General features: G+C 69.5%; 21 protein-coding genes. 8 read left to right on the forward strand and 13 right to left on the reverse strand.

Annotated features, from left to right (window positions below; genetic code table 11):
- The first annotated feature begins 79 nt into the window (after positions 1–79).
- A complete protein-coding gene (locus tag ACFYVR_RS17025) occupies positions 80–253 on the forward strand; it encodes a CsbD family protein (RefSeq protein ID WP_387475139.1) in 174 nt (57 codons plus the stop codon).
- 94 nt (positions 254–347) lie between these two features.
- Here ACFYVR_RS17025 and ACFYVR_RS17030 read toward each other — a convergent pair whose 3' ends face one another.
- Together ACFYVR_RS17030 and ACFYVR_RS17035 are read right to left on the reverse strand one after the other, a co-directional pair.
- Positions 348–1,013, reverse strand: a complete 666-nt coding sequence (locus ACFYVR_RS17030; protein ID WP_387475141.1) for a class I SAM-dependent methyltransferase — start codon at positions 1,011–1,013, stop codon at positions 348–350.
- Between the two features lie 97 nt (positions 1,014–1,110).
- Positions 1,111–1,908: an SDR family NAD(P)-dependent oxidoreductase gene (locus ACFYVR_RS17035; RefSeq protein ID WP_387475143.1), complete on the reverse strand. Its 798-nt coding sequence runs from the start codon at positions 1,906–1,908 to the stop codon at positions 1,111–1,113.
- A gap of 199 nt (positions 1,909–2,107) precedes the next feature.
- Between ACFYVR_RS17035 and ACFYVR_RS17040 the strand changes: the two genes are divergently transcribed.
- Positions 2,108–2,494, forward strand: coding sequence for a DUF1304 domain-containing protein (locus ACFYVR_RS17040; RefSeq protein ID WP_387475145.1), 387 nt, complete (start codon positions 2,108–2,110; stop codon positions 2,492–2,494).
- A 69-nt stretch (positions 2,495–2,563) separates the two neighbouring features.
- Here the strand turns inward: ACFYVR_RS17040 and ACFYVR_RS17045 are convergent, their stop codons facing one another.
- The 3 genes from ACFYVR_RS17045 to ACFYVR_RS17055 all read right to left on the reverse strand — a co-directional run bounded on the left by ACFYVR_RS17045 (position 2,564) and on the right by ACFYVR_RS17055 (position 4,075).
- Positions 2,564–3,001 carry a MaoC/PaaZ C-terminal domain-containing protein gene (locus tag ACFYVR_RS17045; RefSeq protein WP_387475147.1) on the reverse strand — a complete coding sequence of 146 codons (438 nt, stop codon included), beginning with the start codon at positions 2,999–3,001 and terminating at the stop codon, positions 2,564–2,566.
- Complete coding sequence (locus ACFYVR_RS17050) at positions 2,998–3,435, reverse strand: MaoC family dehydratase N-terminal domain-containing protein (RefSeq protein WP_387475149.1); 438 nt, start codon at positions 3,433–3,435, stop codon at positions 2,998–3,000. Before ACFYVR_RS17050 ends, ACFYVR_RS17045 begins: the two co-directional genes overlap by 4 nt.
- Positions 3,436–3,496: 61 nt before the next feature.
- Positions 3,497–4,075 (reverse strand): hypothetical protein, encoded by a 579-nt coding sequence (locus tag ACFYVR_RS17055; RefSeq protein WP_387475151.1) that lies wholly within the window; start codon positions 4,073–4,075, stop codon positions 3,497–3,499.
- Between the two features lie 213 nt (positions 4,076–4,288).
- Here ACFYVR_RS17055 and ACFYVR_RS17060 point away from each other — a divergent pair, with 213 nt between their 5' ends.
- A complete protein-coding gene (locus ACFYVR_RS17060) occupies positions 4,289–5,389 on the forward strand; it encodes a CaiB/BaiF CoA transferase family protein (protein WP_387475153.1) in 1,101 nt (366 codons plus the stop codon).
- Positions 5,390–5,533: 144 nt separating this feature from the next.
- Here the strand turns inward: ACFYVR_RS17060 and ACFYVR_RS17065 are convergent, their stop codons facing one another.
- Entirely contained in the window at positions 5,534–6,289 is a 756-nt protein-coding gene (locus ACFYVR_RS17065; RefSeq protein WP_387475155.1) for an SDR family NAD(P)-dependent oxidoreductase, read from the reverse strand.
- 232 nt (positions 6,290–6,521) lie between these two features.
- On the opposite strand from ACFYVR_RS17065, the gene ACFYVR_RS17070 reads away from it, so the two are divergent.
- Positions 6,522–7,358 carry an alpha/beta fold hydrolase gene (locus ACFYVR_RS17070; protein WP_387475157.1) on the forward strand — a complete coding sequence of 279 codons (837 nt, stop codon included), beginning with the start codon at positions 6,522–6,524 and terminating at the stop codon, positions 7,356–7,358.
- A gap of 15 nt (positions 7,359–7,373) precedes the next feature.
- Here the strand turns inward: ACFYVR_RS17070 and ACFYVR_RS17075 are convergent, their stop codons facing one another.
- Complete coding sequence (locus ACFYVR_RS17075) at positions 7,374–8,627, reverse strand: MFS transporter (protein ID WP_387475159.1); 1,254 nt, start codon at positions 8,625–8,627, stop codon at positions 7,374–7,376.
- Between the two features lie 49 nt (positions 8,628–8,676).
- On the opposite strand from ACFYVR_RS17075, the gene ACFYVR_RS17080 reads away from it, so the two are divergent.
- The 3 genes from ACFYVR_RS17080 to ACFYVR_RS17090 all read left to right on the forward strand — a co-directional run bounded on the left by ACFYVR_RS17080 (position 8,677) and on the right by ACFYVR_RS17090 (position 11,017).
- The gene (locus ACFYVR_RS17080) at positions 8,677–9,000 is read left to right on the forward strand and encodes a transcriptional regulator (RefSeq protein WP_387475161.1); all 324 of its coding nucleotides are present in this window, start codon (positions 8,677–8,679) and stop codon (positions 8,998–9,000) included.
- Positions 9,001–9,033: 33 nt separating this feature from the next.
- Complete coding sequence (locus tag ACFYVR_RS17085; protein ID WP_387475163.1) at positions 9,034–10,191, forward strand: NADH:flavin oxidoreductase; 1,158 nt, start codon at positions 9,034–9,036, stop codon at positions 10,189–10,191.
- A gap of 202 nt (positions 10,192–10,393) precedes the next feature.
- Positions 10,394–11,017 carry a hypothetical protein gene (locus ACFYVR_RS17090; protein WP_387475165.1) on the forward strand — a complete coding sequence of 208 codons (624 nt, stop codon included), beginning with the start codon at positions 10,394–10,396 and terminating at the stop codon, positions 11,015–11,017.
- A gap of 62 nt (positions 11,018–11,079) precedes the next feature.
- On the opposite strand, the gene ACFYVR_RS17095 is transcribed toward ACFYVR_RS17090, so the two are convergent.
- The 6 genes from ACFYVR_RS17095 to ACFYVR_RS17120 form a co-directional block, all read right to left on the reverse strand.
- Positions 11,080–12,744, reverse strand: a complete 1,665-nt coding sequence (locus ACFYVR_RS17095) for a (2,3-dihydroxybenzoyl)adenylate synthase (RefSeq protein WP_387475167.1) — start codon at positions 12,742–12,744, stop codon at positions 11,080–11,082.
- Positions 12,741–14,840, reverse strand: coding sequence for an acetate--CoA ligase family protein (locus tag ACFYVR_RS17100; RefSeq protein ID WP_387475169.1), 2,100 nt, complete (start codon positions 14,838–14,840; stop codon positions 12,741–12,743). The genes ACFYVR_RS17095 and ACFYVR_RS17100 overlap by 4 nt, the downstream gene beginning before the upstream one ends.
- Complete coding sequence (locus ACFYVR_RS17105; protein ID WP_387475171.1) at positions 14,837–16,534, reverse strand: FAD-dependent monooxygenase; 1,698 nt, start codon at positions 16,532–16,534, stop codon at positions 14,837–14,839. The genes ACFYVR_RS17100 and ACFYVR_RS17105 overlap by 4 nt, the downstream gene beginning before the upstream one ends.
- Before the next feature lie 128 nt (positions 16,535–16,662).
- Complete coding sequence (locus ACFYVR_RS17110; RefSeq protein WP_387475173.1) at positions 16,663–18,474, reverse strand: FAD-dependent oxidoreductase; 1,812 nt, start codon at positions 18,472–18,474, stop codon at positions 16,663–16,665.
- 162 nt (positions 18,475–18,636) lie between these two features.
- Positions 18,637–19,497: a VOC family protein gene (locus ACFYVR_RS17115; protein WP_387475175.1), complete on the reverse strand. Its 861-nt coding sequence runs from the start codon at positions 19,495–19,497 to the stop codon at positions 18,637–18,639.
- 41 nt (positions 19,498–19,538) lie between these two features.
- On the reverse strand, positions 19,539–20,381 hold the full coding sequence (locus ACFYVR_RS17120) for an alpha/beta fold hydrolase (RefSeq protein WP_387475177.1): 843 nt from the start codon (positions 20,379–20,381) through the stop codon (positions 19,539–19,541).
- 318 nt (positions 20,382–20,699) lie between these two features.
- Between ACFYVR_RS17120 and ACFYVR_RS17125 the strand changes: the two genes are divergently transcribed.
- Positions 20,700–21,878: a PucR family transcriptional regulator gene (locus tag ACFYVR_RS17125; RefSeq protein ID WP_387475179.1), complete on the forward strand. Its 1,179-nt coding sequence runs from the start codon at positions 20,700–20,702 to the stop codon at positions 21,876–21,878.
- Positions 21,879–21,904: the final 26 nt, after the last annotated feature.

Below are 21,904 nucleotides of genomic sequence, written 5' to 3' on the forward strand. Positions count from 1 at the left end.
GTGGCCAGGTCGTCGCACTTGGCTCTTTCGTCCGCGAACCCGCGGCACGAAGCACGCGCTACACAGCCGAGGAGGCAGAATGAGCGCCATCGACAAGGCGAAGAACAAGGCCGAAGAGGTCGCAGGCAAGGCCAAGGAGAAGGTCGGTCAGGCGACCGGGGACAAGGACACGGAAGCCGAAGGGCATGCCGACCAGTCCAAGAGCAATCTGAAGCAGGCCGGCGAGAAGGTCAAGGACGCCTTCAAGGACTGACCCGCGCGGCGGTCGATCGGCACCGGCTCATGCGCTGGTGCCGATCGCCTGTCCGCGGCGAGTCCGTTCGGCAGCGCCGATCGCTCCCGCTACCTCAGCCGGCGCGCAGCGAGTCGGCCGAGCCGCCGGCGATCTCGACCGGCTTGTGGGCGAGGACGCGGAAGACGATCCCGCCGCGGCCCGTCCGCTGCACGTCGTCGACGGTGAAGCCGGCGTCGCGCAGGTACGGGACGGGATCCCGCGTCAGGTGATCCGCGTCGAGCAGCACGGCCAGCGGTTCCACGGCCCGCATCACCACGCGCACAATGCTGTTCGTCGACGGACCGTGTTCGGCGAGGACGATGCGACCTCCCGGGACGAGCACCCGGTACGCCTCGGCGCTCGCCCGACCCGGATCGGGGATCGTGCAGTACGTGTAGGTGGAGACCACGGTGTCGACGGAGGCGTCCGGCAGGTCCAGCGCCTGCACGTCACCCTGCCGCAACTCGATCCGGTCGGCGTCGACGACCTTGGCACGCGCGAGGTCCAGCATCTCGCTCGACAGGTCGACGCCCACGACACTGGTCACGTCGTCCCCGTACAGCGCCAGGTTCAGCCCGGAGCCGACGGCGATCTCGAGTACCCGGCCCCGAGCGTGCGAGACCGCCCACTCCCGGGCCGGGCCGAGGACCAGCTTCTCGACCCGCGTCATCTGCCGCTCGTAGTGTCGCGCGAGGCGGTCGAACACCCGCTCGACCTTGTCGTTGTCGACCTCGCCCACGCTCAGCCCTTTCGTCCCGCCGGGTACCGGACGACTACCACACTGCCACCATGCCGCCGCCCGCGGAGGAAGTTCTCCGCACCGACAACCCGGCCGGTCAGTAGTAGACGGGCCCCGGGACGCCACCGCCGGCGGCGACGGCGTCGCCGGTGATCGCGACGCCGCGCGGCGACGCGAGGAACGTCACCACGTCGGCGACCTCGGACGCGTCGAGCAGGCGTCCGATCGAGTTCGCGACGAGGCGCTCCTCGAGTTCGGCCACCGGCACCCCCTCGGCCTCCGACTGCGCGTCGAGCCGTTCGACGAGGCGCTCGGTGCGGGTCAGACCCGGGTGCACGACCGTCACGTTGATCCCGTGCGGCCCCAGTTCGTCGGCGAGGTTCTTCGTCAGCGCCGCGACACTCACGTTCCGGACGGTCTGTGCGATCGAATTCGCTTGCCGCGCACCGAGTCCGCTGATGTTCACGATGCGTCCCCAGCCCTGGTCGATGAAGTGCGGCGCGACGGCCCGCGCGGTCCGCAGGTAGCCGAGGACCTTGATCTCCACCTCCTCGCGAACGAGATCGTCCGTGGTCGAGGCGAAGTCGTGCGGCTTGCCCGAACTCCACGGCGTCGCCGCGGAATTCACCAGGATGTCGACGCCGCCGAGCTCGTCGACCGCCGTCCGCACGAGGGCGTTCACGGACTCCTCGTCGCCGGTGTCGGTGGGGACACCGATCACCCGTCGTCCGGTCTCCTGCGAGAGCTCCTTCGCGGCGAGGGCGAGCGCTTCCGCGCCGCGGGCCGCGAGTACCACGTCCACGCCTTCGAGCGCGAGACCACGCGCCACCGCGCGCCCGATGCCGCGGCTGCCGCCCGTCACGATCGCCCGCTTGCCACTCAATCCGAGATCCATGTGCCCATCCTGCTCGTCGTCGATACCTGCTCGCCGAACGTAGAGCACCCCCGACGGAAGGTCACTTCTTCAACTCGAGCTGAGGGCAACGCCGCCGACACCCCTACGCCTGCGCCCACTCCCACACTGTTCTCCTCGTTGTGCAACGGTCATTCCACTATGTGTTGGAACGGTCGGTTCACAACAAGGAGGAGTGACCATGGTGACCGCAGGCCTGATCCTCGCCGCACTCGCGGCCGCGCTGCACGTCTACATCTTCGTGCTCGAATCGCTCAGGTGGACGGCGCCGCGCACCCGCGCGACGTTCGGGACCACCGAGGCCGAGGCGCTCGCCACCAGGGAACTCGCGTTCAACCAGGGCTTCTACAACCTCTTCCTGGCGATCGTCACGGTCGTCGGGGTGGTCGCGGCCGCGATCGACGCGACCGCGGTCGGCGCCGCACTGGTCTTCGCGGGTACCGGGTCCATGCTGGCCGCGGCCCTGGTGCTGCTGGTCTCGTCCCCCGACAAGGCCCGCGCCGCGATCACCCAGGGCACACTGCCCCTGCTCGCGGTCGCCCTGCTCGCGGTCGGACTGGTGTTCTAGAGGGCGTCGCGGGTCAACGGCTCGGCACGGTCGAGCGGCAGCCGGGCCGGCCGGCGGCGGTGGGGCGGTTCAGGCGGCGAAGGTGACGTGCGCCTGCGTCTTCCCGAGTACCGTCCGACCGCCGTGGGTGACGGTGACGTCGAGCCGGGCCGTGCGGGACGCGGCGTCGAGCCGGGCCACCTTCACCGACACCGACAGGTCGGCGCCGTCGATCGCGTCGACGACCACCGGACGCGTGAACCGGGTCTCGTACGAGGTCACCGCGGTGGGGTCGCCGATCCAGTCGACCACGACCTGCAGTGCCAGACCCGCGGTGAGCATGCCGTGCGCGAGGACGCCGGGCAGGCCGACCGCGGCCGCGACGGCGTCGTTGTAGTGGATCGGGTTCGTGTCGCCGGAGGCACCGGCGTAGCGGACCAGGTCCTCACGCGTGACGGTCAGATCGGCCTTGGCGACGACCTCGCCGAGTTCGAGTCCGGCGAAGGTCGGGGCTGCTGCGGCGCTCACGCGTCTTCTCCTCGGACGAGCAGGGTGGAGGTGATGGTGGCGACCGGACCCGCCTCGTCGCGGATGTCGAAGACCGCCGTCAGGATCGCGTTGCCCGCCCGTTCGGTGACGTCCGTGATGGTCAACGTGGTGGCCAGGTCGTCGCCGGCGACGATCGGCCGGTGGTGCTCGATCTTCTCCGATCCGTGCACCACGCGGCTCGGCTCGAGCCCGAAGTCGACCAGCTGGAGGATCGCCTGTCCCTGCATCACCGACGTGAACGTGGTCGGTGCGACGACATCGGCGAATCCGGCGGCCCGCGCGGCGTCGACGTCGACGTGCAGCGGGTTGCCGGACCGGAGGGCCCGCGCGAAATCACGGACCTTCTCTCGTCCGACGAGGTAGTTCTTCGGCGGGAACGTCTTCCCGGCGAGGGCGGGGATGAGCACTGGCATCACAAGATCATAACGATCGACGCCATTTCCGGTCGGGCAGGACCGCCCCCGGCGACCGCGGCTACTCCGTGACCGTCACCGTGCACACGGTGAACCGGCGCTCGGGGTGCGTGAAGCCACCTTCGTCGCACTCGTCGACGCCGGTGACACCCTCGACGATCGCCGTGGCCCGCTCGACCTGTGACGCGGTCGGATCCGTGCAGTCGACGCGGAGCGGTTCCTCGTCGCCGTCCGGCACGCTCATGCAGCCGCCGATGACCCAGTCGATGTCCAGGCACAGCGCACCCTGCTCGACGGACCCGAACGTCTCGTAGTAGACCTGGTCCGAATCGGACGGGCACTGCGCGTTCTCGGACGCCTTGCCGATCACCTTGTAGTTCGAGTCCGCGCTCCCGCACGCCGCGTGCTCGATCTCGGCCGCCGACACCGTTCCGCCGAGTCGCACGCAGTCGCCGACGTCGGCGCGGAAGTCCGTCGAACCGCCGCCGTCCCCGACGTCCTGGCCGACGATCGTCGAAACCTGCGCCGCGGCAGTGCCTTCCACTGTCTGCGACCCGCACGCCGCGGTCGCGAACGCGAGAACCGCTCCGATGACCACCCCGGCCACCCGTACCGACACTCCCCTCGCCGCCACAGCCATCTCCGCCTCCGCACGCCGTCTCCGCACCCGGCGCGACGCCGGACCGTGTTCATCCTCTCCGATGCACCCGGCCCGGTGCGCACCGCCCGTCGGGGCGCTCGGACCCGGACGTTCCTGCCCCGCCCCTGACGAGCAGGCCTATTTAACGTTCGCTAATCTGTGGACGGTGTGTCGACACCGCGCACCGAGACGAATCGGAAAGGCGATCATTCGATGACAGGCCCGCTCGCAGGACTCAAGGTGCTCGAACTCGCCGGCATCGGCCCGGCCCCGCACGCCGCGATGATCCTCGGCGATCTCGGGGCCGACGTGGTTCGCGTCGAGCGCCCGTCCGGCGGACTCGACGTCATGGACGGCAAGCCCGACCATCTGCTGCGCAACCGGAGGTCGGTCAGCGCCGACCTCAAGACCGAGGAGGGCAGGTCGCGGGTGCTGGCCCTGGTCGCCGCGGCCGACGTCCTCGTCGAAGGCTTCCGGCCCGGCACCGCGGAACGGCTGTGCCTCGGCCCCGAGGACTGCGCGGCGATCAACCCGCGACTCGTCTACGCCCGGATGACGGGCTGGGGCCAGGACGGACCGCTCAGCGCACGGGCCGGCCACGACATCAACTACATCTCCCTGACCGGCGCGCTGCACGCGATCGGCACCGCGGACGGCAAGCCGGTGCCGCCGCTGAATCTGGTCGGCGACTTCGGCGGTGGATCGATGTTCCTGCTCGTCGGGATCCTGTCCGCGCTGTGGGAGCGGCAGCGGTCCGGCACCGGTCAGGTGGTCGACGCCGCGATGGTCGACGGCGCCAGCACCCTGATGCAGATGATGTGGGCGATGCGCGGCGTCGGCGCGTGGAGCGACGACCGCGGCACCAACCTGCTCGACGGCGGTGCCCCGTTCTACGACACCTACCGCTGCGCCGACGGCGGCGCGATCGCGGTCGGCGCCATCGAACCCCAGTTCTACGCACAGCTCCTCGACGGACTGGGACTGGACGCGGCGGACCTGCCCGACCAACTCGACCGGGAGCGCTGGCCGGAACTCCGGAAGCTGTTCGCGGACACCATTTCCCGCCACGATCGCGACCACTGGGCGCGGGTCTTCGCCGATACCGATGCCTGCGTGACGCCGGTGCTCGCGTTCGGCGAGGTCGCGGCCCACCCGCACCTCGCGCACCGCGGCACCATCACCGACGTCGACGGCGTCCCCCAGCCGGCCCCGGCGCCGCGGTTCTCCCGGACCGCGCCCGGCGCGCCGACCGGTCCGCGCCCGAGCGGAGCCGACACCGACGCCGTCCTCGCGGACTGGCTCGGCCGGAGCTGACGGCACGCGGGACCGGTCGCCACCGGCTTCCTCGACCGCACCGGCGACGACGTCGGGGCCGCCGGCCGGCGCGGACGAAACTGCCGTCCGCCGAACGCGACTGTGCCGCTCCCTGCCGGGAGCGGCACAGAATGGCGCGCGGTGTCAGAGGGCGGTGTAGCCGCCGTCCACGAGGTATCCGGCGCCTGTGACGAACGAGGCGTCGTCGGACAGCAGGAACGCGACCACCCCGGCGACCTCCTCGGGCCGGCCGAATCGCTTCATCGCGTGCTTGCGCTCGAGGAAGGCGCGTGCGTCGTCGGGCATCTCGGTGAGCGGGGTGGCGATGACGCCCGGCTGCACGGCGTTGACCCGAATTCCGGCCTCGCCGTACTCGACTGCAGCGGCCTTGGTCATGCCGATCACCGCGTGCTTGGACGCGGTGTACGCGGATCCGGGCGAATCGGTGGCGACGTTGCCGTGTACGGACGACATGTTGACGATGGCGGTGCCCTCGCCGCCGGCGGCGAGCATCGCGGGGATCTGGTACTTCATGCCGAAGACGACGCCGTCGCTGTTGACGGACATCAGGGTGCGCCACTTGTCGACGTCGAGTTCCCCGATCGGGCCGGGGCTCAGGCCGATGCCCGCATTGTTGACCGCGAGGTGCAGGGCACCGTAGGTCTCGACAGCCTTCGCGACGGCGGCCTCGTGGTCGGCGGGCTTGGAGGTGTCCTGGGCGACCGCGGCGGCGGTGCCGCCCGCGGCGGTGATCTCGTCGGCAACCGACTGCGCCGCATCGAGATTGATGTCTCCGAGGACCACCTTCGCGCCGTCCTTGGCGAGTCGGAGCGCGACGGCCCGCCCGATGCCGGATCCGGCTCCCGTCACGAGTGCGACCTTGCCGGTGAAGTCTGTCATGGTGTTCCCTCCGTTGTCGTAGGACGCCGGGCCCGATCCTGACGGGTCACGGTGGCTTCACCACGCACAACAGTTGAAGATTCAAACATCTTCCGTACTGTGGCCGGTCCCATACACTCGTGGGAACCGCGCAGTCGGGAAACAACCGTGCATGCACAGTCGAGGCGCGCCGACCGCCCGGTGGCTACGCTCCGCCCCAGCAGGATTGACACCCGCCGACAGGAGACCGATCGTGCCCACCATCACGACCAATGACGGTATCGAGCTCTTCTACAAGGACTGGGGCAGCGGTCAGCCGATCGTCTTCAGCCACGGCTGGCCACTGTCAGCGGACGACTGGGACAACCAGATGCTGTTCTTCCTGAAGCAGGGCTACCGGGTGATCGCCCACGACCGGCGCGGCCACGGTCGGTCCACGCAGGTCGCCGACGGCCACGACATGGACCACTACGCCGACGATCTCGCCGCGTTGGTGAACCACCTCGACCTGTCGGACGCCATCCACGTCGGCCACTCCACCGGAGGCGGCGAAGTGGTGCACTACCTGGCACGCCATGGCGAGGACCGGGCGGCCGCCGCGGTACTCATCGCCGCGGTGCCGCCGCTGATGGTGAAGACGGCCACCAATCCGGAAGGCCTGCCCAAGGAGGTCTTCGACGACCTGCAGGCGCAGCTGGCGGCAAGTCGCTCCGACTTCTACCGGGCCCTGCCCTCGGGACCCTTCTACGGCTACAACCGGCCGGGGGCGGAGTCGTCGGAGGCCGTCGTCGACAACTGGTGGCGTCAGGGCATGATGGGTGGAGCGAAGGCCCACTACGACGGGATCGTCGCCTTCTCCCAGACCGATTTCACCGAGGACCTCCGGAAGATCACCGTGCCGGTGCTCGTGATGCACAGCGAGGACGACCAGATCGTTCCCTACGTCGCCTCCGGACCGAAGAGCGCGGAACTGTTGAAGAACGGAACGCTCAAGACGTACAAGGACTTCCCGCACGGCATGCCCACCACGCATGCCGACACGATCAACGCCGATCTCCTGACCTTCCTGCAGACCGGCACCGCCGACTGACGGGCGGACTTCCCGTCAGTCGCGGGACCCGAACCGGCGCATGAGTGCCGCGGAGGTGGCGAGCACGATGATGACCGCCCCGTAGCAGTACACGGTCGTCGCGAGGCCGAGGTGGGGAACGAGCAGTCCGGCGATCACCGCGGGCACCCCGAACGCCGTGTAGCTGACCACGAAGATCGCGGCGAACACCTCGGCTCGATCCTCCGGACGGGTCAGCGGGGTGATGGACAGCAGGACCCCGAAGAAGGCGGTGCCGAACCCGGTTCCGGCGACCACCACGGCCACGTAGTAGGCGGGCAGCGAGCCGAGCGCGAGGGCGCCGAGCGTCGAGGCGGTGCCCACCGCCAGTGCCGTCGTGCCGTACAGGGTGATGAAGCGTGGCGTGCGGTGCCGGACCAGGAATCCGGCCACCGCGCCGGCGCCCGCCAGCAGCGTCACCGCCAGCCCCTGGGACAGGTGCGAGGTTCCGCCGAGTTCACCGGCGACGATCGCCGGGCCGAGCGAGAGGTACAGGCCACCGGTCGCCCAGCCGGCGAAGACCGCAGGTGCACTGCGCACGAACACGGCCCGGACGTCCGGGGGCAACGCGACGCGGGGCCGCAGCGAGGCGAGCAGTCCCTCGTGCCGCGGCGCGGTCTCGGGAACGGTCCACACGCCGGCGGCGAGCACCAGGTACAGCGCGGTGAGCGACCCGAACACGGCCGCGGCGGCGGAGTGCCCGACGCCGTCGAGCACGATGCCCGCGACGAGCGCGCCGACCGCCAGGCCGACCATCGGTGTCACGGCGTTCCAGATCGCCGCCGATCCGGGTCGGTCGCGTGGCTCGAGATCCACGACCACCGCCGACAACGCCGACAGCAGCAGTCCGCTGGCGACACCCTGCAGCACGCGGGCGGCGACGAACCCCGTGGCGCTGTCGGCGTGCCAGAACAGCACGACACTGACGGCGAGCAGGACGAATCCGAGCGAGATCACCGGCCGGCGGCCGAGGTGGTCGGACACCGATCCGACGACGAGCAGGGTGCCGAGCAGGGCGACCGCGTAGACGGCGAACACTGCAGTCGTCATGACCGGCGAGAAGCCGAGTTCCGCCTGGATGACCGGGTAGAACGGCGACGGCGCGCTCGCTCCGGCCATCATCGCGGTGGCCGCGGTCAGCATCAGCCGGAAGCCGAGGCGTCCGCGACGGCCGAGGTCGCGCCCGACAGCCGCGGTCGGCGCGTTCGGGACCGCGTCCTCGACCAGATAGTTCGAGTTGTTTGGAACCATTAGCTCAACTTACGGCATGGACCCGGGACGGTTCAACTATTGTCGAACCATGCCCGAAGTTTCGAAGCTGCCACATCCCGGCCGTGAGGACATCGAACTCACGGCCGTCCTCTTCGCCCTCAGCGACGAGGCGCGACTGGCCCTGGTGCGCCAGCTGTCGAACGGACCGCAGGACATGGTGGACTGCTCGGCGCTCGGCCCGGACCTGCCCAAATCCACCAAGTCGCACCAGGTGAAGGTACTTCGGGAAGCGGGCGTCATCGACAGCGAACTGCGCGGCCGGAACCGGCGTCTCGCCCTGCGGCGCGCCGACCTCGACGCCCGGTTCCCCGGACTGCTCGACGCAGTCCTCGCCGAGCATCCCGTCCCCTGATCCGACCGCCGACGCATTACGAGTGGGAGAAACATGAGCGACCTTCACGACGAGACCACCGCCGACGCCAACCCGATCACGACCCTCCTCGACGGCGCCGACATCGGGCCGCTGCTCGAACCCTTCACCGCGATCCCCGGCCTCGCGTTGTCGAACCGCTTCGTCATGGCACCGATGACCCGGAAGTTCTCCCCGGGCAACACCCCCGGTGACGACGTCGTCGAGTACTACGCCCGCCGCGCGGCCTCCCTCGGACTGATCGTCACCGAAGGCACCTACGTCGACGAGTACTCCTCGGGCGCCAGCAGCCGCGTCCCGGCGTTCTACGGTGACGAGCCGCTCGCCGGGTGGCGCAAGGTCGTCGACGCCGTGCATGCCGAAGGCGGACGCATCATCCCGCAGCTGTGGCACCTCGGCGGCACCCGCATCGCCGGCGCCGCCCCCAACGCCGACGCCCCCGTCGTCAGCCCGTCCGGTGTCGGACTGAACGGACAGCCGGTCGGCGACCCCGCCGACGCCGCCACCATCGACGGCATCGTCGACGCGTTCGTCCGCGCCGCCGCCGACGCGAAGGCCGTCGGATTCGACGGCGTCGAACTGCACGGCGCCCACGGGTACCTGCTCGACCAGTTCACGTGGGAGAAGACCAACCGACGCACCGACACCTACGGCGGGTCCATCGCCAACCGGATGCGGCTGAGCGCCGAGATCGTCGCCGCCATCCGCGACCGCGTCGGCGCCGACTACCCCGTCGTGTACCGCTTCTCGCAGTGGAAGGGCGGACACTACGACGCCCGCATCGCCGACACCGCGACCGAACTCGAACAGCACCTCGCGCCGCTCGTGGACGCGGGCGTCAGCGTCCTGCACGTCTCGACCCGACGCTACTGGCTCCCCGAATTCGACGGCTCCGAACGCACTCTCGCCGGCTGGACCAAGCACCTCACCGGCCTGCCCGTCATCGCCCTCGGGTCCGTCGGCGTGTCCGCACCGTTCCTCGGGCAGGCGTCCGAAGGCCAGGCCAGCCTCTCCCTCGCTCCCCTGCTCGACCTCTACCACCGCGGCGAGTTCGACCTCGTCGGCCTCGGCCGCGCCGTCCTCGCCGAGCCCCACTGGGTGCGCAAGGTCGCGGCCGGCGAACTCGACACCATCCGCCCGTACACCAAGGAACTCGAATCACAGCTGCGCTAGCGGTCAGTGGTCCACAAACGGAGGCTGCGCCGTCCGTTTGTGCACCACTGCACGCAGCGTCCGCGCGTTGCGGATCGAGCCTTCGCTTACCGGATCGACGCGGTGTGGCCCGGGTCATACGTTTGGCTCATCGAGTTCACGCCGAAGCGGAGGGCAGCCAAAGCCGGCAGGAGTCGATATCGGACGAGGGCGGGAGGACAGAATGTCGGCGGAATCCAGAGGTAGTGTCGTCACCCTGGGCGTGTTCGACGGGTTTCACGCGGGCCACCGCGCCGTCGTCGGGGCCGCCGTCGAGCAGGCCCGACGACTCGGCGTCCCTTCCATCCTCGTCACGTTCGATCCGCACCCACTGCGGGTTGTCGCATCCGACCGTGCGCCGCGCCTGTTGATGACGCTTCGGGAGAGGCTGGCCGCCGCGGAGGCCGCCGGGATCGACGAAACGGTCGTCCTGCCCTTCACCCCCCGATTCGCGAACACCACTGCCGAGCGTTTCGTGGACGACGTTCTCGTGGAAGGGCTTCGGGCGCGCAGCGTGGTCGTGGGAGCGAACTTCCGCTTCGGCCGCGGCAACAGTGGCGACGTCACGCTGCTACGCGAAGCCGGGTCCCGGTCCGGCTTCGCCGTCACCGCGGTCGACCTGGTCGAGGTCGACGGCGCGGTGTGTTCATCGACGCGCGTACGGAAACTCCTCCACGACGGAGACGCGGCCGGCGCACGGGAATTACTCACCGCCGACCCCGATCACGCCCAGACGCTGCAGTACGGCACCGGAACACAGCTGTATCGCTCGAGCCACGCTGACGCGATGATGCTCGCAGGCCGCTGAGCTGCGCTTCGCGCAGTGGTGCACAAACGGAGGCTGCGCCGTCCGTTTGTGCACCACTGGCGTCAGCTCATCAGTCGGGCGCGGATGTCCTCGCGCATGGCCTTCTTGTCGATCTTGCCCACCTTCGTCAGGGGCATCGCGTCGATGGTGACCAGCAGTTCCGGCAGTTTGAACCGGGCCACGCCCGCGCGGTTCATGACGTCGACGACATCGGCGAGGCCGAGCTCGACGCCGTGCGCGAGAGTGACGTAGAGACAGAGCTTTTCGCCGAGTGTCGGATCCGGCATGGCCACAGCTGCCGCCATCTCGACACCGTCGATCCGGTAGGCGAAGTTCTCCACCTCCTCGGCGGAGATCTTCTCGCCGCCGCGGTTGATCATGTCCTTGTCACGGCCGGCGACAACGAGGTTCCCGTCGGGCCGGCGAACGACGACGTCGCCGCTGGCGTACCACCCATCCGGGGTGAAGGCCCGCGCGTTGTGTTCGGGGGCCCGGAAGTAGCCCCGCGGGGTGTACGGACCGCGAGTGAGGAGTGCGCCGGGCGTGCCGTCCGGCACCGGGTCCCCGATCTCGTCGACGACGGCGATCTCGTCGGCCTCGCTGACCGGCCGCCCCTGGGTGGTGTGGATGATCTCGGGGTCGTCGTCGAGGCGGGTCATGTTGATCAGCCCCTCGGCCATGCCGAACACCTGCTGCAACCGCGCGCCGAGCACGGGCTCGACCCGGGTGGCGACTTCGTCGGGCATGCGGGAACCACCGACCTGCAACACCTTCAGACTGCTCCCGCGCAGCGTGTGATGCTCTCGCTGGTGTTCGATCCAGGTCTGCGCGACGGCGGGCACGACGGCGGTCACCGTGACGCCCTCGGCGTCGATGGTGCGCAGCGCCCGGTCCGCAGAGGGCGACGGCAGCATGATCGTCCTACCACCGGCGAACAGTGTCCCGAGGATGCCCGGGCAGGCCAGCGGGAAGTTGTGCGACGCCGGAAGAGAGACGAGGTACACCGTCTTCTCGTCGAATTCGCTGACATCGCTGCACCGTCGAACGTTGTAGACGTAGTCGTCGTGGGTGCGGACGATCAGTTTGGGCAGTCCGGTGGTACCACCGGACAGGAGCAGACAGGCCACATCGGCACCGGCCGGCTCGTAGTCGCCGTCGCCGAATCGGATTGGGGTGGTGGCTCCCGCCGCGAGGCGGTGCTCCGGTGTGTCCACCCTGTCGGTGGACAGGTCGCCGTGGACGAGCACCACGCGGATGCTGGGCACGTCCGCCGCCACCTCCTGCGCGACGACGCGGAGGTCGGCGTCACGGTCGGTGTCGGCGACGACGATCGCGGTGGCCTCGGCGAGTGCGGCGAGGTGGGTCAGTTCGTGGCGACGGTGCGCGGGCAGCGCCATCACGGGCACGACCCCGATCCGGAAGCAGGCCAGGGTCAGCGCGACGAACTCCCAGGAGTTGGGCAGTTGCAGGACGATCCGGTCCCCGGGCGCGATCCCGAGGTCGAGCACGTACTGCGCGAGGCTGCCCGCTCGGTCCCACACCTGCCGGTAGGTCAGCCGCACCGGCCCGTCGACGAGCGCCTCGTCGTGCGGGCGCCGCGCAACCTGTTCGGCGATGCGGCAACCGATCGAGGTGCCCTGCCAGTAGCCGGCCTTCCGATAGTGCTCGGACAGGTCCTCGGGCCAGGGCACGATGCCCTCGACGATCCGGGCTCGACGGACGCTCATCGCAGCGCTCCTTCGTCTGTGGCGGTGGTGACGGTGGGAACGATCACCGCGTCGAGCGCGATGAGCCCGTCGGCGGTCAAGCGGAGTGGGTTGATCTCGATGTCGCTGATCTCGGGGTGGTCGGCGAGGTAGCCGGCGACCCCGACTGCGATGCGGGCAAATTCGTCGCGGTCCAGGACCGGTCCGCCGCGCCACCCGTCGAGCAGGGCGGCCGCCTGCAGGTCGTCGAGCATCGCGGCCGCGGCCGCGTGGGTCAGCCGGTGACTGCGGATGGCCACGTCGCCGATCGCCTCGGCGGCGGTGCCGCCGAACCCGGCGACGACGATGGGACCGAACACCGGATCACGCCGTGCACCGAGGAACAGGTCGACACCGGAGGGCGCCATGCTCTCCAGGAGGTACGCGGACGCGGGAATGGCGTCGAGTGCGTCGAGCGCCGCATCCAGTTCACCCGGGGTGCGGATTCCGAGGTGAACGCCGCCGATCTCCGTCTTGTGCAGGACGGTGGCGTCGAGGATCTTCACCGCCACCGGGAGTCCGAGTTCTCCGAGCGCCCGGTGCGCCGCGGCGCGGTCGGTGCAGACGCGCCGCGGCGGGGTGGCGATCCCGAGCGCCTCGAGCAAGTCCTTCGCGGTCGCCTCGTCGGCGGGCAGCACGACCCGAGGCGCGGCGGCGGCCGACGGGAGCGCCTCCCGGTCGGTGCCGAGCGCCCGGGCGCGCGAGTCCTGAACGAGTGCCCGCACACCGGTGGCCAGCGCGGTCGGGCTGGGCAGCACGGAAACTCCGATGCCGGCCGCGGTCGACGCGGCCCCCGCGACGGCGACAGCGGGACCACCGATCCCGAGGACGACGGGGACCTGGTCGGTCACACCCGACCGGCGGACCACGTCGGCGAGGTCGATGACGTCCGGCTCGGCGAGCGCGTAGACGGCGAGTGCGTCGATGCCGCTGTCGGACGCGGTCGCGGACAACACCGCACCGAAGGTGGCGCCGGGACGGCCGGTGTCGACCGGATTGCCCTGAAACGTCAACGGCGGCAGCAGTTCTGACAGGGACTCCTGAACCTTGTCGTCGAGGGTGGGGACGCGGACGTCACCGGCGAGCAGGTCGTCGAGGATCATCAACCCGGGCCCCGCCTGGGCGGTGACGAGGCCGATGCCGGGGTTCGCCGTCGCGGGGAGCCGCGTGCGGCTGAGCACGGCCAGGGCGTCGACGAGCTGCTGCTCGGAGTCCACGACCACCGCGCCGGCCTCCGTCAGGAGCGCGCGCGTGGTCTTCCACGAGGTCGCGAGGGCACCGGTGTGCGACTCCGCGAACGCCGAGACATCAGTGCGTCCGACGACGACGGCCACGATCGGCTTGCGCGCGCTGACCCGTCGCACGGTGTCCAGGAGTGCCTCGCCGTCGTCCACGGACTCGACGTGCAAGGCGATCGCGGTGATCGTCGGATCCCCGGCGAGATGGTCGAGGACGGCGACGTTGGTGACGTCGACGCAGTTGCCGAGCCCCACGCCGAGGCCGACGCCGACACCGGCGTCGGACAGCAGGAACGACAGTGCATGGTTCATGCCACCGCTCGCGGCAACGACGGCCACCGTTCCGACCGAGATGTGTTCGACGGTGGGAACGAAGCTCACGACGGTACGGGCCGGGCGGAAGAAGCCGGACGTGTTCGGGCCGAGTAGCCGGATTCCGGTGGTCCGCACGATCTCGGCGAGTTCCCGCTGCAGGGCGACACCCTCGGGACCTGCTTCGGCGAATCCACCGGAGCAGATCAGCGCCGCACCGACGCCGCACTCCGCGGCGTCCCGCAGCGCCGCGGGAGTTGCTGCCGCCGGAATACACAGCACCGCAAGATCGATCGCCGACCCGTGGGCTTCGGTGGCGGCGCGCAGGGAGACGTGGAAACCGTCGGCCTTCGAGTTGACGCCGAAGACGGACACCGTGCCGTCCCCGCCCCGCGTGATCGCGTCCAGCATCACCGAACCCAACTTCTCCGGGGAGGACGATGCGCCGACCACCACGATCGACGACGGCGCGAAAAGCCTGTCGAGCGGCGACGATACCGTCGCGGAAACGTGCTGTGTCACTGTCATTCTCCTACCTCGACGGATGAGAGAGCATGCTCGACCGTGCGCGGGCCGATCCCGAAGGCGACGGCGTCCGCCCGACCGGACAACACGAGCGTCGCCGCGCAGTCCCGCTCGTCGACCGCGCGACGGGTGCGTACGGACGCCGGCCCATCCACCAGCACCGCGGGGATGCTGTCGCCCAGGCGGATGCGCTCGGCGCACAGCGCACGCGACAGTTCGGTACCGCCCCGCACGACGACGGCGTCCGGCCCGCGCAGGCACAGCTCGTCCAGTGCTGCGCTGACCGTGTCGTCCAGCGAGGTGGCATCGGAGTCCGGTGCATCGAACAGCCGCACAGCGCTCCCTGCCGCGTCGGTCGCGGACAGCACGGAGGTACCGTCGCCCAGGTCGAATCCGCCGCCGGCCCTCTCGGTGACGGCCAGCAGCCGGGTGTTCAGCGTCAGCGCACCGATCGTGAGCGGCGTGTCCAGCGGCGCCGCACCGTGCTGCGCGACCCACGCCCGCTCGGCCGCGGCGACGAACTCGGGGTCGCGCACACGCATCTTCTCGGCCGAGATCGCGCGGCTGAAGAAATGGAACCCGAACTGCCAGGGATCGAGTGTCCGGTGGTACTCACCGAAGTGGTCCCACCAGGACAGGCTCGGCTTCGCCGAGTCCTGGATCTTCGCCACCTGTGGGCGACGGGTCTCTTCGAACGCCACCAGTGCCGACGCGATGTCGGTGTCGTCTGCCAGGGTTCGTGCCAGAACCGCGGCGTCCTCCATCGCCATCTTGGTGCCGGACCCCACCGAGAAGTGCGCGGTGTGCACCGCGTCCCCCAGGAGCACCACCGGCGTGCCCGCGGGGGCCGTGGCGTGCCACCGCCGCGTGCGGCGGGTGCGGAAGTTCGCCCACCGGGAGTTGTTGGCCACCAGCGGGTGTCCGTCGATCTGGTCCGCGAACAGCTCCTCGAGGTAGCGCTGGGTGACCAGGTCGCTCTCGCCGGGAGGGAGGGAGGTGTCGAATCCGTCGAGTCCGGCGCGACGCCAGGTGTCCTCGTCGGTCTCGACGATGAAGGTGCTCAGACCGGAGCCGATCGGGTAGGCGTGCACCGCGAAGTTGCCGTGTTCGGACCGCTTGTGCAGGAAGGTCAGCCCGTCGAATCCGTACGTGGTGCCGAACCAGACGAACTTGACCGCGGCCACCTCGACGGTGTGCCCGAGTTCGGGGAGGAAACGCTCACGAGTGGCGGAGTTCGCCCCGTCCGCCGCCACGATCAGGTCGTAGTCGCCTCCGGCATCGAGAGTGGCCGCGTCCACGAACGACGAGTAGTGCAGTCGTGCACCGAGTTCGAGGGCTCGATCGCGGAGTGCGCCGAGAAGCACGCGACGGTGCACGGCCGCCATGCCGTTGCCACCCGCGGCGGTGGTCACGCCCTTGCTGCGAACCTCGATGGCGTCCCAGTGCCGTCCGTGTTCGGCGAGCACGTCCCGCAACACCGGATCGGTGCGGTCGACGCAGTCGAGCGTGGCGTCGGAGAACACCACTCCGAACCCGAACACGTCGGACTCGCTGTTGCGTTCGAAGACGTCGATCGACGCCCCCGGCACGGCCTGGGCGAGCGCGATGGCGGTGAACAGGCCGCCCGGCCCGCCGCCGATGCACGCGACGCGCGGCGCCGGCGATTCTGGTGTCGGACTCTGATCTGGGATGGACATCGATGTCGGTCCTTCGTGTGACGTGGCCCGGATACGGGCGGTACAACTTCGGTGGAGGCGAGCGCCCACGCGGATCACCGGGCCGCGCCCGACGTGAGGCGTGGCCCGGTCAGGTTCCGCGCAGGCGATCAGGGCGCTAGGAGCGCCGATACCGCGAGGCTGCCGGCTTCGGACGTGGCGCCCGATCGCCCGAGGATCTGTTCGAACACCGCGCACAGGGCCTCATCCGGATTCTGCGGCAGTGACGCGGACCGCCAGGCGACCATGTGGTCCGGACGGACCAGCAGCATCCCGTCCTCCTCGACCCCGGACATCGCGCGGTAGTCGCCGTAGCTGTCCTCGTAGTCCGCGTTCCGCCCGATCGTGTGGACCCGGATCGGGACGCCGAACCGTTCGGAGACCCGCTTGGCGGCGTCACGCCACGCGTCGCCGCCGATCCCGGTGAGCAGGGTGAAATGTCCCTTGCCGCAGAGGTCGAACGTCGAGACCCGGCGCTGGTCCCTGGTCACCCACACGTGCGGCAGGTGTCGACCCGGCCGGGTGGTGGCGAAGTGGTAGATCTCCTCGTCGCGGGGCGCCTCGCATTCCGGGGTGCCGTCGGAGACGACAGCGGCGGACCGGTAGTGCTGGTTGGTCTCCACACCGTGGGTGTTGAAGCACATGATCGTGTTCTGCAGCGCCGTGTCGAAGGCCTGCCGGCGCGCACGCCCCTCGGGGGAGGGCTCCTGCAGCGCGTCCAGTGCCCGGCGCATGGTGTCGGCGTCCGGCGTCGTCGGCAGCGCCAGCGCCTGGAAGATCGGTGGCATCAGACCCTCGCTGCGCTTGGCCCGGTCCACGATCTGCCGACCGACGGGCACCCGCTCGTCACGGTAGGTCTCGAGCAGCGACGGATCCGCCTGCCCGCGCAACACCATCGCCAGCTTCCAGCACAGGTTGTAGCTGTCCTGGATCGAGGTGTTCGAGCCGAGGCCGTTCATCGGCGAGTGACGGTGGACGGCGTCACCGACACACATCACGCGCCCGGACATGTTGTCCGCGGCGTGGACGTCGTTGACGGACCAGGTGGAGATCGACTCGATCCTCACGGGGACGGTGTCGTCGCCGATCAACTGGTGCGCGATCCGGATCCCGTCCGCTTCCCCGAACGTCGGGGTGCCTGCGCTGACGTCGTAGCCCCACACCGCGATCCAGCGGTTCCACGGACGCACCATCCGCAGCACACCGATCCCGTTGCCGTCGTGACCGACTCCGGGCTGCACGAACCAGTACATGTCACCGGGGCGGTGCTCGACGAAGCGGGTCAGGTCCGCCTCGAACACGATGTTGACCGACCCGCCGAGACCCATGTTGCCCACCAGCGGCAGGCCGAGTTGCTTGACGACGGTGGAGTTTCCGCCGTCCGCACCGATGAGGTACCGGCTGCGGATGTCGTACCCGTCGCCGGTGAACCGGTCCCGCACCCGCGCCGTGACGCCGTCCGCGTCCTGGGTGAAGGTCAGGAGTTCGGTGTTGAACCGCACCGAGGAGCCGCGGGTCGCGGCGGCGTTGACCAGGATCGGTTCGAGGAGATGCTGCGGCAGGTCGCACACCGAGGTCGGGCTGGCGAGGTCGTGTTCGGCCTTGAAGTGCGGATGGGTGTACCAGGTCCGCAGGCGCCCGAGTTCGGTGCCGGCGAGGCTCGTCGCGTAGACGTGCTCCCCCATCAGGTGCTGCGGGGTCGCCCGGGCCAGGACCTCGTCCTCGAGCCCGAGGTCGCGGAACACCTCCACCGCTCGCTGATTGGTGATGTGCGCGCGGGGTGAATTCGACACCGAGGGATATTTGTTGAGCATCACATTGTCGATGCCGTAGGTCGACAGGAGTGCGGCCGCGGCCGAGCCGGCGGGTCCCGCGCCGACGACGAGAACTTCGGTTTCCACCGGGGTGGCGTGAGTGTCCATTGCGAATGGCTCCTTGCTGAGATAATTCCTGACGTGCATGTGCGGCGCGGTCGACACCGGTCGATTTCGATTGCGCGGCTGTTTCGGCGAATTTCCATCGCCGTTCGAGAAGAATTGCGCGCACATGTCGGTGTTGTGCGCGGCTCCGGCCGGACCACTCGGTCAGTGCCGGTGTCCCCACAGGTCCGGGCCGGGGATCTCGGTGACCTCCCACGTGCTGTCGTCGATGAGTACGCCCCCCGAACCGAACTCGGTGTGCACGCCGATCGGCGATTCCGCGTAGAAGGAGAAGACCTGGTCGTTGGTGTGCCTGCCGAGCGACATGGTGACCGGGACGTCCCGATCGAGCACCAGGTCGTAGGTGCGTCCCACCTGGTCCATGTCGGGGACCTCGAGCATGAAGTGGTGCAGGAAGGGATCGTGGATGCCGAAGAACGGCCCGTCGACGAACGCGATGCTGTGGTGGCGCGGGTTGGTGTGCAGGAACGTGGCGCGGAACGGTGCGCGCATGGTGTCACTGATCTTGAAGCCGAGGACCTCGGTGTAGAAGCGCTGCTGCGCCTCGACGTCGGGGCTGGCCAGCACGACGTGGCCCAGCCCGAGATCGCCCGTCACGAATCGCTCGACGTCGCGGGCGGAGGTGAACTGTCCGTCGCCCGCGGTGGCCCCGTGGTAAAGCTCGACCCGGTTGCCCGCCGGATCCAGGAAGTGCGCCATCCCTCCCACGCGGCGGATCTCGAGTTCACGCTGTGTCGCCTCGATCGGCTCCACGCCGTTGTCGCTCAGTTCGTCCATCGCGGCGGCGAGAGCGTCGGCGTCGTCGAGTTCCCAGCCGTAGTGGGCGCCGCCGTCGCGATCGGATTCCTCGACGGTGACGCGATGGTGCCGATCGTCGATCCGGAAGTGCGTCACGCCGTCCTCACCGGCGACGCGCTGCATCCCGAGGATGTCGGTGGCGTAGGTCGCGAAGGCCTCCGGCTCACGCGCGGCAAGTCCGAGGTAGCCGAGCTGCTTGATATCCATGTCGTGGGTCCTGTCTCGCTGGAAGGCGGTCTGCGTCGACGTCAGTGCGCGTCGGCGAGGAAGTCACGGAGCAGGGCGGCGTAGGCGCCCCGCCGCTCGATCTGCACCCAGTGCCCGCAGTGGTTGAAGATGTGCAGCTCCGCGTTCGGCAGATGCTGCTGCAGGTGGACACTCGAGTCCGGGGTGACGAACCGGTCCTCCCGGCCGTGCACGACGAGGAAGGGGTGCGGCATCCGGCGCAGGGCCGACGGCGGCACCGCCATCTCGGCCGGTGAGGACGCGAAGAAGCACTCGTAGGAGCGGCGCACCTCGGGACGCATGACCTCCTCGTGCCGGACCTTCACGATCGCCTCGATCGACTCGCCGAGCGCGTCCTCGTCGTAGACGAACCACTTCGTGAGGTTCTCCAGCGCGCTGATCGAGGGGTCCTTGTAGAAGCTCACCATCCGGATCACCTCCGGAGTCGGCTGCGAGTGCCCGCCGGCGCTGCCCATCAGGGAGATCCGTCCGAACCGGTCCGGTGCGGTCATCACCAGGTGCATCGCGAGGGCGCCACCCATCGAGTTGCCGACGAGGTGCGCTGTGCCGATGCCGAGTCCGTCCATGACGGCCAGTACCTGGTCGACCCGCATCCGGATCCACCCGGTCAGGCTGCCCGGCATGTTCTCCGGGTGGTCGGTGCGGCCGTAGCCGACGAGGTCGGGTGCGAGCACCCGGTAGTCGCCCGACAGTTCCGGGATGAAGTCGCGCCAGTTCGACGACGCGTTGGCGCCCGGCCCGCCGCCGTGCAGCAGGATCACGGCTTCCCTCTCGTCACCCCCACTGTCCAGGAGGAAGGTCGAATACCCGTTCGTGTCGATGGTGCGTTCGGCGATCTCGCTCATTGAAATCGTCCTTTCGTCATGGGTCGATGTCGGCGGTCACAATTCGACCGTCGGACCGGAATCGTCGGCAGTGCCACGAAATGTCTGCGCGCTTCCGCCTCGAATTCCCGAAGAAATCCGACCGAGGCGGAAATGACCGGCGAACCCGGACGGGTCCGCTCACCGCAATTGGTGGACGGTTGTCGAATTCACCACTGACGTCTAGCTTTGTGATGCCGGTCTCAACATAACCGGACGGTGGACGCAATTTCATCGGACGATCTGTCGCTGCTTCCGGGCCGAGATCCGACGATGTGTCGGAGGAGGGAGGCACGCACGGTGAGCCTCGATGACACGGTGCAGGATCTGGCCGATCGGCTCGGGACGCCGCTCGTGGTGCTCGACCTGGATCTGAAGGTCGCGGCGTACAGCATGCACGACACCCCGGAGCGACGCGATCGTCTGGCACGCCTGCTCGCCGGGTCTCAGGAGCCGGTGACGGCAACCCTCGTCCGGCAGCATCGACTGCAGGCGGCCACCGCCGCGGTCCGGATTCCGGCCGACCGGCAGAACGGGCCTCGGCTCGTGATGCCGCTGCGTCACCAGAAGCAACTGTTCGGATACCTGTACCTCGTCGAGGACCGCCCGGGCATCGACATCGAATCAGACCAGGGCACAGCACATCTCGTGGAAGCGTCCGGTCCGGAGATCGGCACCCTGCTGGCTCTGCGCCTGTCCGATCTGCGCAACACCGCCGACCGCTCGCGTCGCCTGCTCGCCGCGCTGGTGTCCGAGTCGCCGACCGAGCGGCAGAGCGCGGCGGACGCCCTGCTGCGGGACGGACTGATCGAGTCGACCGACCACTACTCTGTACTTGTGTACCGCTCCCCCGATTCGAGCCTCGCGGCGGCGACCGGACTCGCAGTGGACGCCACCCTGGACTTCACGACGCGGTCGACGACCGTCAAGATCGTCGGAGCCGTCGTCGGCAACGAGGGGATCGTGCTGTTCCCCCGGCCCGTGAACCGGACCCGACTCGAGAAGTCCCTCCACCGCCCCGGCCTCGAGAAGGTCCGCGCCGGCGTCGGGAGCGCGAAGGACTCACTGACCGATGCCGTCGAGTCGTACCGCGAGGCCACCATCGCGTGCCGCGCATCGGCTCTCGACCCCGACCGGTACGGGCAGCGGGCCTTCTGGGAGGACCTGGGCCTCGACCGGGTGCTGCTGCGCCTGCCCCTGGAGACTCTGACCCCGCGTGATCTCCCCGACGGCGTGCGACGGCTGCTCGCGTCACCGAACGCCGCGGAGCTGACCGCGACGATGGAGGGCTTCCTCGAATGCGGCGGCGAAATCCAGGGCACCGCAAAGCGGCTGAACATCCACCGCAGCACCCTCTATCACCGGCTGGACCGGATTCGGGAAGTCACCGGCTCCGACATCTCGGACGGGTCGACACGACTCGAGCTGCACGCGGGCCTGCGGATCGCGCGGCTGGCGGGCATGGCGCCCCGTGACTGAACCGGCCGGGCGGGTGGCCGCCGACA

It is taken from the genome of Rhodococcus sp. NPDC003318 (genome assembly GCF_042879035.1).
In the GTDB taxonomy this organism is placed as follows: Bacteria; Actinomycetota; Actinomycetes; order Mycobacteriales; family Mycobacteriaceae; genus Rhodococcus_G.